Source organism: Segeticoccus sp. (genome assembly GCF_035708005.1).
On the sequence record NZ_DASSTI010000136.1, the window covers coordinates 1 to 13,687 of the forward strand.

The window sequence follows — 13,687 nt, forward strand, 5'->3', positions numbered from 1 at the left end:
GGCGTGGCCGGCCACCGAGAAGCCGCGAACCTTGCGCACGTACGCGCTGTGGATGGTGGCGACGTGATAGTCGTCCTCGACGATCAGCGTGCTGATCACGCGCCCACCTCGACGCCACCTCGCGACTTGGTCGGGAGTACGACCGTGAACCTGGTCGGACCCGATGAGTCAACTTCGATCGTCCCCCCGGCTCGACTCACCAGCCGGTGCACGAGCGCCAGGCCGATCCCCCGGTGGCGCTTGTCGTCGGGCGCCTTGGTGGTGAACCCGTCGGTGAAGATCCGCCGGCTCAGCTCGTGGGGGACGCCGGGCCCGGTGTCCGACACCTGGATCGTCACGTGTTCCCGGCAGCAGGTCAGCCGAACCGTCACGCTTGCCTCACCTGAGCCGGCCGCGGCGTCGATCGCATTGTCGATCAGGTTGCCGACGACCGACAGCACCATGTTCGTGTCGAGCTCGGTCCGCGGCAGGCGGGAGTCCTCGGACAGCTCCAACCGCACGCCGCGCTCGGCCGCGACGGTCGTCTTGGCCAGCAGCAGCGCAGCGATCTCGGGCGCCTCGACGCGCTCGCGGATCGCCTCGGCCCGCCCGGCCGTATCGTCGGAGACCTCGAGCGCGTAGCGGATCGCCGCTTGCTGGTCACCGAGCTCGACCAGACCCGCGACGGTGTGCATCCGGTTGGAGAACTCGTGCTGCTGCGCGCGCAGGGCGTCGGTAAGCGCATCGACACTGTCGAGTTCGCGCAGCAGCCCCTCCAGCTCCGTGCGATCGCGCAGGGTCACGACCGCGCCCAGATCGCGACCTTCTCTGGCGACCGGCATCCGGTTGACCACGAGGATGTGCTCGTCGGTGACCACGACGGTGTCCGATCCTGACAACGAACCGGTGAGCAGATCGCTGAGGCGGCGATGAGACACGACTTCAGTGATCGGGCGCCCAACCGGGTCGCCATCGAGCGGGATGAGGCGGCAGGCTTCGTCGTTGATCAGCGTCACGCGCCCGGCCGGGTCGAGCGCGATCACCCCCTCGCGGATGCCGTGCAGCATCGCCTCGCGTTCCTGCAGCAGGTGGGCGATCTCGTCGAGCTCGAGGCCGAAGGTCCGCCGCTTCAGGCGTCGGGCCAGCTCCCAGGAGGCCAGCGCTCCCACCGCCAGTGCCACACCGAACCAGATGGCGTACGAGGGGAGTTCGTGCCACAGATCGGTCGACACGGAACTCTCCCGGATGCCGGCCGACACCTCACCCACCATGGCGCCGTCCGGGCCGTACAGCGGGGCCTTCCCGTTGGCCGACCGTCCGGTGATGCCGTTGTCGATCCCGGTGTGGACCCGGCCGTCGGCCGTGACGATCGGTTCCTCGACGCGCTTTCCGATGAGTGCGGGGTTCGGGTGCGAGTGACGCACCCGGTGCATGTCGATGACGACCACGTACGAGGCATCGGACCGCTTCGCGATCGCGCTGGCAATGTCCTGGACCGTGGTGGCGCACGTGGGACCACCGGTCGCCATACACCGCCGGATGGCGGGAACTCCGGTGACGCTTTCTGCGATGGCCGCCGCCCGACCCTCGTACTGATGGTCCAGGTGGGATCGCTCTGCACGGGCGAACAGCCCGAACCCAACCAGGGTCGTGGCAGCCAGAATCGCCAGCTGTGCGGCAAAGATCAGGCTGGACAGCCTGCGCATCCGGTAGGGCATCGCGTTCATTGTGACACCGCGCACACGGCTGCCTCCCTGCGTCCGCGGAGGACTCGCCAGGACGGCTGCGCAAAACGCGCAAAAGCCGGAGAAACGTGCATAACGCGGGGTTCTTTCGCAACCACGACAGGCCCTCTCTCCCGTCCTTACGCTCGGCTCCCAAGAAGCACAGCTGCCTGCACGGAAGGAAGAGAACGGCACATGGCCGAGAAGGAATCGTACCCCCACCAGCCGAACCCGGCCGCGGTGCACGGACCGGCGGGCGACGCCGCGCGCATCGAGATCACGGGTCTCACGAAGCGCTTCGTCACGCCGGGCGGTAAGCCGTTCACCGCGATCCGTGATGTCACCTTCACGGTCGAGCCGGGCCAGTTCTGCGCCATCGTGGGTCCCACCGGGTGTGGGAAGTCGACCACGCTCGGGCAGGTCTCCGGTCTCGAGCGGCCCAGCGCAGGATCGGTCACCGTCGGGGGCCGGCCGGTCTCAGGCATCACCAAGGGCGTCAGCTTCATGTTCCAGGCCGATGCGCTCTTCCCGTGGAAGACCGTGCTCGGCAACGTCATGATCGGCCCGGCCCTGGGCGGCATGCCCAAGAAGGAGGCCATCGGCCTGGCCCGCGACTGGCTGCGGCGAGTCGGCCTGGCGGGCTTCGAAGACCGCTACCCGCACCAGCTGTCCGGCGGCATGCGCAAGCGCGTGGGAATGGCGGCCGCGCTCATCAACGAGCCGAAGATCCTGTTGATGGACGAGCCGTTCGGCGCCCTCGACGTCCAGACGAAGGCCATCATGCAGACCGAGCTCCTGGCCCTCTGGGAGCAGCAGCGGCCCTCCGTGCTGTTCATCACGCACGACCTGGATGAGGCGGTGGCCCTCGCCGACCGGGTGCTGATCATGACCAGCAGCCCGGGGCGGATCAAGGAGAGCTTCGACATCGACCTGCCGCGGCCGCGTGGAGAGGTGCAGCAGATCAGGCACGAACCGCGCTTCCTCGAGCTGCAGGACCAGATCTGGCAATCGTTGAAGGACGAGGTCCAGCGGGCCTACGCCCAGACGGAGGAGGCAGCATGAGCACCGCCGTCAGCACTCCTGCCCCCTTCCCCGGAACGGACTCCGAGGACAGCGCCCAAGTGACGGCCCGCCGTGCGCGACGGCGCCGTGCCGAACTCGTGTGGCTGGGCCGCATCGTGCTCCCCATCGTCGTCCTCGGCGGGTGGCAGCTGTTCACGTCCGTGGGCATCGTCGACAAGTTCTTCTTCGGCCAGCCCACCGGCATCTGGCACAGCCTCGTGGAGCTGTTCACCAAGGGCACGGCGTTCGGCTCCGTCTGGCTGAACATCTGGGTGACGATCAAGGAGGCCATCTACGGGTTCTTCCTCGGGACGTTCACGGGAATCATCCTGGGGCTCCTGCTCGGTCAGAACCGCTTGCTCTCCGATATCGCCAGCCCCTACATCAAGGCGCTGAACTCCATCCCCCGGATCATCCTGGGCGCCATCTTCACCGTCGCCTTCGGGCTGGGAACCTTCCCCAAGGCACTGCTTGCAGCCGTCCTGGTCTTCTTCATCGTGTTCTTCAACGCGTTCCAGGGTGTCCGCGAGGTCGACCCCAACCTCGTGGCGAACGTCAAGATCCTCGGCGCCTCCCCGTTCCAGGTGGCGCGCCACGTGACCATCCCTTCGGCGCTCACCTGGATCATCGCCAGCCTCCACACCGCCTTCGGCTTCGCGATCATCGGTGCGCTGGTGGCCGAGGTGCTCGGCGCCCAGCACGGAATGGGGCTGGTCATCACCCAGGCGCAGGGCACCTTCGACAACAACACCGTCTTCGCCGCCATGGCGATCATGTCGGTCGTCACGCTCATCGCGGAGTACCTCCTCAGCCTGCTCGAGAAGCGAGTCCTGGCGTGGCGCCCGCCGAGCAGGGCTGAGGCCCAAGCGATCTGAGCTGCGCCGATGCCAGCAGTGCTGACGACACCCACCAACCCGTCCACCACCCCAAACACAGCAACACCCACCGGAAGGAACCACAGATGATGAAGCGTGCAATGTGCACGGCCGCCATCGGGGCACTCGCCCTGGGCGTGACGGCGTGCGGAGCAGGCACGAGCTCGGGCAGCAGCACGACGAGCTCCGGCAACAGTTCGGCCAAGGCCACCTCCGGCCACACCGCGAAGGCCGCGGCGGCCAGCGGGAACGGCTCCCAGAGCGGGTCGGTGCCCACCGTCAAGCTCATGGTCGGCGGCATCGACAAGCAGATCTACCTGCCCTACCAGCTGGCCCAGGACCTCGGCTTCTACAAGAAGTACGGCGTCAAGGTCGAGCTCTCCACCGAGACGAACGGCGGTGTCGGCGCCGAGGAGGCGATGGCGTCCGGGCAGGTCGACATGGCCGGTGCGTGGTACATCCACACCATCGACTTCCAGTCGAAGGGCAAGGATGTCATCGGGATCGTGCAGCTGTCCGGCGCGCCCGGGGAGCGGGAGATGTGCGGCACGCACAGCGGCGTGCACTCCGCAGCAGACTTCAAGGGCAAGACCCTCGGCGTCACCGACCTCGGTTCGGGCACCGACGAGCTCACCCAGTTCATGGCCGAGCAGAAGGGCATCTCGCGCAGCGAGTACCACCCCATGGCTGTCGGAGCGGGAGCGACCGCGATCGCGGCCATCCAGCGCAACGCCGCGCAGTGTGTCATGACCACGCAACCGACGGTCACCGCGATCGAGTCGCGCCACCTCGGCTACTCCGCCATTGACCTCGCCACCACCAAGGGCGCACAGAGCGCACTGGGCGGGGCGTGGCCGGCTGCGTCGGTCCTCGCCCGGGCCGAATGGGTCAAGAAGAACCCGGTGGCCACCCAGCGGGTCGTCGACGCCCTGGTCGCCACGATGCACTGGATCAACACCCACTCCGCCGCGGACATCGCGAACAAGCTGCCCACGCAGTTCGTGTCGAACAGCACCATCACCAAGAAGCAGTACATCGCCGGACTCACGACCGACAAGGGCCAGTTCCTGCCCGACGGGGTCATGCCCGCTGGCGGCCCGAAGACGATCTACGCCATGGAGAAGGCCCTCGGGGTCGACGTCAGCAAGGTGACGCTGGCCAACACGTTCACCAACAAGTACGCCCTGAAGGCCAACAAGCTGGAGGGCTTCAAGGTCACCACCACCCCTGCTGGCGCGCAGGGCTGACCTGCCGCCCGGAACCCGGTGGGCCGCCGAACCGGCAACGGCCCACCGGGTTCCGCTGTCTCCTCCTGCGACAGCGGCGCCGGGGAGGCCGAGCTGCGGCCTCGCTCAGAGGTATTCGACGGACCCCCGCTCGGCGCTGGCTCGCGCAGCGTCCAGAACCTCCATGACGTGGACCGCGTCGCGCGGGTCGACCGGCATCGCCGCCTGCGGATCCTCGGTGGCGAGCGCCCGCGCGACGCCGCGGTAGTAGTCCGCATGTGCGGCCGGCACGGCAGGCACCGGCTCGCGTTCGGCTCCGCGGTAGAGCCACCCGCTGTGCCGCGGGCTGGCGTTGGCGAGCTCGGGGAACGTCAGTACGTCCTCCTCGAACTCGCCGAGGAGGTAGGCGGCCGCGCTGCCCAGGACACGCAGTCGCGGCCCGGGCGCTGCGGAGGCTGACATGGTGCCGAGGTGGGAGACCACCCCCGACTCGTGGCGGCAGGCGAGGAAGTCGTCGTCGTCCGCCGGGGTCGTGCGGGCGACGACCTCGGCATACACACTGCGGATCGGCCCGAACAGGTCGACCGCCGCGTCCACCAGGTGCGTGCCCAGGTCGAGCAGGATGCCGCCCCCTTGCGTCGCGGGCGCCTCCTCCCGCCACCGGTGGCGCGGCTCGGGACGCCAACGTTCCCAGCGAAACTCGTGCCGGTAGACGTCGCCGAGACGTCCGGCGTCGACCAGCGAGCGCAACGTGGCGTGGGCGGGGTCGTAGCGGCGGTTCTGGAAGACCGACAGCGGCACCCCCTTGGCGGCCGCGGCCTCGACGACCTCTCGGGTCTGACGAGCGTTCACCCCCAACGGCTTGTCCACGACGACCGGGCGCCCTGCATCGATCACCTGCAGGGCCTGGCGGGTGTGCGCCCCGCTGTGCGTCGCCAGCACCACGAGGTCGGCGTCCTGCTCGAGCAACGCCTCCAGGTCGGGCACCACGACGGCGTCGGGCAGGTCCGCCCGGACGTGCGCGGAGCGCTCGGGATCGCGCGTGGCCACCGCGACGACGTCCAGGCCCGCCTCGAGCATCGGCGGCAGGTGGAAGCGCCGGCCGCCCAGTCCGTATCCCGCCAGTCCGACTCGCAGCGGTCTGCTCACCTGTCCTCCTTGGTTGCGTTGTCCCCGTCGTTGCTCGTCCTCATGATTCGGGGTCCCCCACTCCCCTGACGCTCCAGCACCGCGGTCCGCTCGTGGCGGCCCAGGGGGCGGCCCAAGAGACTGGGCCACCAGGTGTGCCGGCCCAGGTCGTGCACCAGCGCCGGCACCAACAGGCTGCGCACGACCAGCGTGTCGAGGAGCACGCCGAAGGCGACGATGAAGGCCACCTGGACCAGGAACAGCAGCGGGATGACGGAGAGGGCGGAGAAGGTCGCGGCGAGGACGACACCGGCACTGGTGATGACACCCCCGGTCACGGCGAGCCCGACCAGGACGCCTGGCCTGGTGCCTCGTCGCACCGACTCCTCGCGGACCCGGGTCATCAGGAAGATTGAGTAGTCGATGCCGAGGGCGACCAGGAAGACGAAGGAGTAGAGCGGGATCGCGGGGTCGGCGTGCGGGAATCCGAGGAGGTGGTTGAACACGAGCGCCGACACCCCGATCGTCGCGGCGAAGGACAGCACGTTGGCGAGGACGAGGACCAGCGGAGCCACCAGTGCTCTCAGCAACAGGATCAGCACCAGGAAGATGACGCCCAGGATCGCGGGGATGATGACCCTGAGGTCGCGGTCACTGGCGAGGCGCACGTCCAGCGCCGCTGCCGTCTGCCCACCGACCAGGATGTCGGTGCTCACGCTGTCGAGCCGGTCGCGAAGACGCTGCACGGTGTCCTCCGAGGCCGGGGAGTTCGGCGGGTCGGACAGCGTCGCCTGCACCATCACGTTGCCGTCGACGACCTTCGGCGGTCGACCGGGGCCCTGGCCCACGCTGACGGCGCTCACCCCGTCGACCGTGCCGGCAAGCTTCGCCACCCGCGACGCCTCGCCCTGGGGAGCCACCATGACGGCCGGCGCCCCGAGACCGCCGGCGTAGTGCTGGTCGACCAGCTTCTGCCCCGTGACCGAGTCCACCGTGCCGAGGAAGAGCTCGTCCTGGCTCATCCCGCTGGCGTGGAAGGTCGGCAGGAAGCACGCGCAGCCGACGAGGCACAGCGCCGTCACCGCCCAGATCAGCCGGGGCCGCCTGCCCACGAGCCCCGCGACGCGCCCCCAGATGCCGCGTTTGCCGACGCTGTCCTCGCTGTGCACGTGGTCCACGCGCGGCACCATCGGCCAGAAGACGCGGCGTCCGATGAGCAGCAGGACCGCGGGCAGGAAGGTCAGCGCCGCCACGAGGGCACCGGCGATGCCGAGGGAACCGACCGGCCCCAGGCCGCTGGTGTTGCCGAGCTCGGACAGCAACAGGCAGAGCAGCCCGAGGATGACGGTGGCGCCGCTGGCCGCGATCGGCTCGACGGCGGCCCGCCACGCGACGCGCATCGCCGTCCACCGGTCGGGGCGCTGGTGCAGCTCCTCGCGGTAGCGGGCCACGAGCAGCAGGGCGTAGTCGGTGGAGGCACCGACGACGAGGATCATGAGGATGCCCTGGCTCTGGCCGGACAGCTCGATGACCCCGTGCTTGGCGAGCGGGTAGATCACCAGGGCGGCGATCGCCAGCCCCATCAGCGACGTCAGGAGCACGGCGATGGGCAGGATCGGGCTGCGGTAGACGAGAAGCAGGATGAAGAGCACCACGGCGAGCGCCACGATGAGCAGGACCCCGTCGATCCCGGAGAACGCGGTCACCAGGTCGGCGACGTAGCCACCCGGCCCGGTGACCGCCGTCTGCAGGCCGGCCGACCCGAGCTGCCTCGTCGCGGCGTGGCGCAGCGCCTCGGCGCCCAGCGACACCATGCCCGTGCCGTTGATCACCTCGTCGGACGTGGGGCCGGTCAGCGTGATCGGTGCGAGCAGCGCCTCCCGGTCGGTGCTGGGGATGACCTGTCCCGGCGGGGAGGCGAGGAACTCGCCCATCGTGCGTCGGGAGTGGTCGAGCGTCAGGCCGGGGACGGTGTGGAGGAAGTTCTGCACCTGCTGCAGGTCCTGCGGCTGCAGCCCGCCGCGGCGGACGATGACCAGCAGGTACGGCAGGGTGTCGCTGTCCCCGAAGGCCTTGGCCTGTTTGGCGGCAAGGGTGGACTCCGCCTGCGCCGGCAGGAAGGAGGCGTTGTCGTTCTGCTGGACCTCGGACAGCCGGCCCACCAGCGGGCCGCCCGCGCCGGCCACGGCCAACCAGGCGAGGAGCACCGCCACGACGGCGAGCACCGGGCCCCACCGGCGGACTCCGCCGGGGCTGGTGGTCTCGCCTCGTGACAGGTCCGTCCGGGTGCCGATGACGTCCTCCCCGTCGCAGGTCATGGCCCTTCGCGCCGACTGTCGGCGTCGACAGCGTCCGGCGGCGATGGCGGCCGACGGCGCTGCTGACGGGGGAAGCCTACGGCGTAGGCTGCCGCCATGCGGATGGTGCACCTCGGCTTCTGCCCCGATTTCGTGGACTACGAGGAGGCGTGGGAGCGCCAGCGTGAGGTCCACGCCGCTGTCGTGGCGGGCGAGGAGCCCGACACGGTCCTGCTCCTGGAGCACGAGAAGGTCTACACGGCCGGCAAGCGCACGGAGCCGCACGAGCGTCCGTGGGACGGGACACCCGTCATCGATGTCGACCGTGGCGGCAAGATCACGTGGCACGGCCCCGGCCAGCTGGTCGGGTACCCGATCGTCCGGCTCCCCTCCCCGGTGGACGTCGTGGCGCATGTGCGCCGGCTCGAGGAGATGATGATCCGTGTCTGCGCCGACCTGGGCCTCGAGACCACCCGGGTCGAGGGTCGCAGCGGCGTGTGGGTGCCCGGTGACCGTCCCCCGCAAGCGGGAGGTGCCCCCGCCGCCGCGGACCGCAAGCTCGGGCAGATCGGCATCCGTGTCAGCAACGAGGTGACCATGCACGGCTTCGCACTGAACTGCGACTGTGACCTGTCGTGGTCGTCGGTGATCGTCCCGTGCGGCATCGCCGACGCCGGTGTCACGTCCCTGTCGGCGGAGCTTGGTCGGGACGTGACGGTGCAGGAGGTCCTCCCGTACGCCGAGAAGCATCTCGAGGACATCCTGGGTTGACCGGCACCGCCCGGCCGGGCGCCGGTCCCCAGGGCGGCGCGGCGTAGGGTGAAGGTCCTGGCCGGCAGTCGTCGATCACCGCAAGGGAGAACCCGTGAGCGTCGCACCCGAGGGCCGTCGCATGCTGCGTGTGGAGGCACGCAACGCGCAGACCCCGATCGAGCGCAAGCCGTCGTGGATCCGGACCACCGCCAAGATGGGCCCGCAGTACACCTCGCTGCACTCGCTGGTGAAGAGCGAGGGACTCCACACCGTGTGCCAGGAGGCCGGCTGCCCCAACATCTTCGAGTGCTGGGAGGACCGGGAGGCGACCTTTCTCATCGGCGGCGAGCAGTGCACCCGGCGTTGTGACTTCTGCCAGATCGACACCGGCCGGCCCGAGGAGCTGGACCGCGACGAGCCCCGCCGCGTGGCCGAGTCCGTGCAGCAGATGGGCCTGCGCTACGCCACGATCACCGGGGTCGCCCGCGACGACCTGCCCGACGGCGGCGCATGGCTGTATGCCGAGACCATCCGGCAGGTGCACCAGCTCAACCCGGGCACCGGCGTGGAGATCCTCATCCCCGACTTCAACGGCAAGCCGGGGCTCGTCCAGCAGGTCATTGATGCCGAGCCGCAGGTCTTCGCGCACAACGTCGAAACGGTGCCCCGCATCTTCAAGCGGATCCGGCCGGGCTTTCGCTACCAGCGCTCCCTCGACGTGATCACCATGGGCCGTGACGCCGGCCTGGTGACCAAGTCGAACCTCATCCTCGGGATGGGAGAGGAGGACCACGAGATCGAGCGGGCCCTGCGCGACCTGCACGAGGCGGGCACCGACCTGATCACGATCACGCAGTACCTGCGCCCCTCCCCGCGCCACCACCCGGTGGACCGGTGGGTCAAGCCGGAGGAGTTCGTGCACTGGTCGCAGGTTGCCGAGGAGCTCGGTTTCAAGGGCACGATGAGCGGGCCGTTGGTGCGCTCCTCCTACCGCGCCGGTCGGCTGTGGGCACAGGCGATGGTCCGCAGCGGCAAGCCGGTGCCCGCGGAGCTGCAGCACCTGGTCGACAAGGCCGGGTCCCCGGCCCGCCAGGAAGCGGCCTCGCTCGTGGCTCGCCACCTCAGCCCCGTATCCTGAGGGGTATGGCCCGCCGAAAGGACTCGCCGCAGTCTGCCCTGTCCCAGCGCATCTCGCGCATGTCGCGACGGTCCCGGAAGGGATCGGACGGCGCGAAGGTGCCCGGGCGCTTCGCGCAGATGCGGCAGATCTACACCACCACCAAGGCGAACGACCCCAGCCTGAACTGGTGGTTGCTGCTGGCGTGGCTGGTGCCGTTCGGCGTCCTGCTCATCGTCGGCTTCATCGTCCACCACCCGCTCTACTTCGGGGTGCTGGGCATCGTCTTCGGCATCCTCGCGGCGATGATCGTCCTGGGCCGCCGCGCCGAGAGCGCTGCCTACCGCAGCATCGAGGGACAGCCCGGTGCCGCGGGTGCGGCCCTCAGCTCCCTGCGCCGCGGTTGGTATGCCGAGCGCGAGCCGGTCGCTGCCGAGGCCAGTCGTCGCGGCAACGCCAAGGACGTCTCGTCGGCGGCCATGGTGTTCCGTGCGATCGGCCGTCCCGGCGTGGTGCTGGTCGCCGAGGGCCCGAAGGGTCCGGCGCTGCGCCTCGCCGAGTCCGAGCGCAAGAAGGTCGTGCGCGTGACCGGTCAGGCGGTGCCGGTGACGATCATGCGGGTGGGCCGGGGTGATGACACCGTGCCGATCAACCGGCTCACCAAGCGGGTGTCCAAGCTGAAGCCGGTGCTGACCAAGGCGGAGGCCGCCGCGGTGAACAAGCGGCTCAAGGCGCTCGGTGGCGTCAAGCCGCCCGTGCCTGCCGGGGTGGACCCGACGAAGGTGCGGATGGACCGCAAGGGCCTGCGCGGCCGCTGACGTCGGAGGAAGCGGCCATCAGGTGCGGCCGCTGACGTCGGCGGAAAGCGCGGCCGGTCGTCAGAGGCGGATGAGGACCGTCCCGGCGGCCTTGTCGTGCAGGCCGCGGCTGTCCCGGTCCCAGATGAGGGCCGGGACCACCACGCACAGCAGGACGGTGCGGATGAGCCCGGGCAGCGGGCCGGCGGGGTGCCCGTCCCGGCGGATGACGCGCATGCCGAGCAGGCGGTGCCCCACGGTCGAGCCCCACGTGCCGACGAGCACGAGGTTCTCCACGGCGAACACGGCGAGGGGGATCCAGCTGCTGTCCTCGGCGCCGGGGCGGAAGCCGAAGAAGGCGTAGGCGATCAGCTCGCACAGCAGCCAGTCGATGATGAGGGCGGCGACGCGGCGCCCGAGGCGAGCGACGCTGCCACGGCCGCTTTCCGGCATACCGAGTCGTTGGCCGGGGTAGGCACTCAGGCCGCCCGCACCGGCCGCTGCGGGTCCGTCGGCGTGCAGGTTCGCACCGTCACCACTGGCCACGGAGCAAGGGTAGGCGACGTAACACTCGTGTAACACACGGGTCATGGCCGGGAAATGACCGAGGGCTAAGGTCGGGGACGGCAACGACGCCACCACAGTCTCCGTGGCGTCGTCGCGCCGCGGTTCGAGAAACGGTCCCAGGAGGACGGATGTTCAGTAGCCCCGAAGAGGTCCTGACCTTCATCAAGGAGGAGGGGGTGAAGTTCCTCGACATCCGGTTCATCGACCTGCCGGGCGTCATGCAGCACTTCAACGTGCCGACCGAGACCGTCACGACGGACACGTTCACCGACGGCCAGATGTTCGACGGGTCCTCCATCCGCGGCTTCCAGGCGATCCACGAGTCGGACATGAAGCTCATCCCCGACCCGACGACGGCCTACGTGGACCCGTTCCGCACCGAGAAGACGCTGGTGATGAACTTCTCCATCGTCGACCCCTTCACCGACGAGCCGTATGCGCGGGATCCGCGCCAGATCTGCGCGAAGGCGGAGGCCTACCTGCGGTCGACCGGCATCGCCGACACCGCCTACTTCGGCGCGGAAGCGGAGTTCTACGTCTTCGACGACGTGCGGTTCGAGACCAACCAGCACGCGGGCTACTACTTCATCGACTCCCTCGCCGCCGCGTGGAACACCGGGCGGGTCGAGGAGGGCGGCAACCGGGGGTACAAGCCGCGGTACAAGGGCGGCTATTTCCCCGTGCCGCCGACGGACCACTTCGCCGACCTGCGGGACCGCATCACGCTGAACCTCGCGAAGGTCGGCATCGACGTGGAGCGCGCGCACCACGAGGTGGGCACGGCCGGGCAGCAGGAGATCAACTACCGGTTCAACACGATGCTGCAGGCCGGCGACGACATGATGAAGTTCAAGTACATCGTGAAGAACACGGCGTGGGCGTCCGGCAAGACCGCGACCTTCATGCCCAAGCCGATCTTCGGCGACAACGGCTCGGGGATGCACACCCACCAGAGCCTGTGGAAGGACGGCGAGCCGCTGTTCCACGACGAGCAGGGCTACGGCGGGCTGTCCGACACCGCCCGTTGGTACATCGGTGGCCTGCTCCGGCACGCCCCGGCCGTGCTGGGCTTCACGAACCCGACGATGAACTCCTACCACCGACTGGTGCCGGGCTTCGAGGCCCCGGTGAACCTCGTCTACTCCGCGCGCAACCGCTCCGCCTGCGTGCGCATCCCGATCACCGGGAGCTCGCCGAAGGCCAAGCGGATCGAGTTCCGGGTGCCCGACCCGTCCGCGAACCCCTACCTCGCCTTCGCAGCGCAGCTCATGGCCGGCCTGGACGGCATCCGCAACCGGATCGAGCCGCCGGAGCCGGTGGACAAGGACCTCTACGAGCTGCCGCCCGAGGAGCACGCGGCGATCGAGCAGGTCCCCGCCTCGCTCCCGGAAGTGCTCGACGCGCTCGAGGCGGACCACGAGTTCCTGCTCGAGGGCGACGTGTTCACCGAGGACCTGATCCAGACCTGGATCTCGTGGAAGCGCAAGAACGAGGTCGACCCGATCCGGCTGCGCCCGCACCCGCACGAGTTCGAGATGTACTTCGACCTGTAGGCATCGTCGCAGGTCAGAGGCTTGCGGGGCCGCAACGGTCCTTACACGGTCCTTACGAGCGCGCGGAGCGGTGGCTCGAGGAGGGCTCGAACTCCTCGTCCTGGACCCGCAGGGCGGCGCTGACGGCGGCGCGGGAGGCCTGGTCGGTGTCCGGCCAGAGGTGGCCGTAGGTGTTCAGCGTGGTCATGGCGCTGGCGTGGCGCAGGCGGGTCTGCACGACCTTGACGTCCAGGCCGGAGGCGATGAGCAGGCTGGCGAAGTAGTGCCGCAGGTCATGGAAGCGGAACCGCTCCGACAGGCCGGGAACCTTCACGCGTGCCCGACGGACGTGCCGCTCGATCAGCCACGGCCCCGCCGGCCGTCGCAGCTGGTCGGTGACGAAGGTCTGACCGCTTCCGGCCTGGAGCGCCGCGGCGAGCATCTGGGCCAGGTCTCGCGGGATGGGGATCGGCGTGCTGGAGTCCCTGGAGTTCAGCGGCAGGTCCGGCCACTGACGCGTAGGGATGATGACCCCGCCGGCAAGGTCGACGTCGCCCGCTCGCAGCGCGGCGGCTTCCGCGACACGCAAGCCGGCGAACGCGCCCAACAGCACCGCGGGGCGCAGGCCGG

At 69.6% G+C, this 13,687-nt stretch carries 12 protein-coding genes; 7 read left to right on the top strand and 5 right to left on the bottom strand.

All coding sequences use genetic code 11. The features are described from left to right. Positions 1 to 95: 95 nt before the first annotated feature. Positions 96 to 1,925 carry a sensor histidine kinase gene (locus VFL99_RS13180; RefSeq protein WP_325106826.1) on the bottom strand — a complete coding sequence of 610 codons (1,830 nt, stop codon included), beginning with the start codon at positions 1,923 to 1,925 and terminating at the stop codon, positions 96 to 98. Here VFL99_RS13180 and VFL99_RS13185 point away from each other — a divergent pair. From VFL99_RS13185 to VFL99_RS13195, 3 genes are all read left to right on the top strand, one after another. Continuing rightward, positions 1,899 to 2,765, top strand: coding sequence for an ABC transporter ATP-binding protein (locus tag VFL99_RS13185; protein WP_325106827.1), 867 nt, complete (start codon positions 1,899 to 1,901; stop codon positions 2,763 to 2,765). The two genes, VFL99_RS13180 and VFL99_RS13185, sit on opposite strands and share 27 nt — an antisense overlap. Beyond that, positions 2,762 to 3,640, top strand: a complete 879-nt coding sequence (locus VFL99_RS13190) for an ABC transporter permease (protein ID WP_325106828.1) — start codon at positions 2,762 to 2,764, stop codon at positions 3,638 to 3,640. The genes VFL99_RS13185 and VFL99_RS13190 overlap by 4 nt, the downstream gene beginning before the upstream one ends. An 86-nt stretch (positions 3,641 to 3,726) precedes the next feature. Further along, positions 3,727 to 4,887: an ABC transporter substrate-binding protein gene (locus tag VFL99_RS13195; RefSeq protein WP_325106829.1), complete on the top strand. Its 1,161-nt coding sequence runs from the start codon at positions 3,727 to 3,729 to the stop codon at positions 4,885 to 4,887. Between the two features lie 105 nt (positions 4,888 to 4,992). Here VFL99_RS13195 and VFL99_RS13200 read toward each other — a convergent pair whose 3' ends face one another. Beyond that, positions 4,993 to 6,015, bottom strand: coding sequence for a Gfo/Idh/MocA family protein (locus VFL99_RS13200; protein ID WP_325106830.1), 1,023 nt, complete (start codon positions 6,013 to 6,015; stop codon positions 4,993 to 4,995). After that, positions 6,012 to 8,312 carry an MMPL family transporter gene (locus tag VFL99_RS13205; protein WP_325106831.1) on the bottom strand — a complete coding sequence of 767 codons (2,301 nt, stop codon included), beginning with the start codon at positions 8,310 to 8,312 and terminating at the stop codon, positions 6,012 to 6,014. Before VFL99_RS13205 ends, VFL99_RS13200 begins: the two co-directional genes overlap by 4 nt. A gap of 96 nt (positions 8,313 to 8,408) precedes the next feature. On the opposite strand from VFL99_RS13205, the gene lipB reads away from it, so the two are divergent. From lipB to VFL99_RS13220, 3 genes are all read left to right on the top strand, one after another. Further along, positions 8,409 to 9,062 (top strand): lipoyl(octanoyl) transferase LipB, encoded by a 654-nt coding sequence (gene lipB, locus VFL99_RS13210; RefSeq protein WP_325106832.1) that lies wholly within the window; start codon positions 8,409 to 8,411, stop codon positions 9,060 to 9,062. A 94-nt stretch (positions 9,063 to 9,156) separates the two neighbouring features. Next, positions 9,157 to 10,182, top strand: a complete 1,026-nt coding sequence (gene lipA / locus VFL99_RS13215) for a lipoyl synthase (RefSeq protein ID WP_325106833.1) — start codon at positions 9,157 to 9,159, stop codon at positions 10,180 to 10,182. 5 nt (positions 10,183 to 10,187) lie between these two features. Next, positions 10,188 to 10,979, top strand: coding sequence for a DUF4191 domain-containing protein (locus VFL99_RS13220; RefSeq protein ID WP_325106834.1), 792 nt, complete (start codon positions 10,188 to 10,190; stop codon positions 10,977 to 10,979). Between the two features lie 60 nt (positions 10,980 to 11,039). Here VFL99_RS13220 and VFL99_RS13225 read toward each other — a convergent pair whose 3' ends face one another. Further along, the gene (locus tag VFL99_RS13225) at positions 11,040 to 11,411 is read right to left on the bottom strand and encodes an RDD family protein (protein WP_325106837.1); all 372 of its coding nucleotides are present in this window, start codon (positions 11,409 to 11,411) and stop codon (positions 11,040 to 11,042) included. Positions 11,412 to 11,653: 242 nt separating this feature from the next. On the opposite strand from VFL99_RS13225, the gene glnA reads away from it, so the two are divergent. Then, positions 11,654 to 13,078, top strand: a complete 1,425-nt coding sequence (gene glnA / locus VFL99_RS13230) for a type I glutamate--ammonia ligase (protein ID WP_325106835.1) — start codon at positions 11,654 to 11,656, stop codon at positions 13,076 to 13,078. A gap of 52 nt (positions 13,079 to 13,130) precedes the next feature. On the opposite strand, the gene VFL99_RS13235 is transcribed toward glnA, so the two are convergent. Further along, the coding region (locus VFL99_RS13235) for a site-specific integrase (protein ID WP_325106836.1) at positions 13,131 to 13,687 on the bottom strand (557 nt) is incomplete at its 5' end.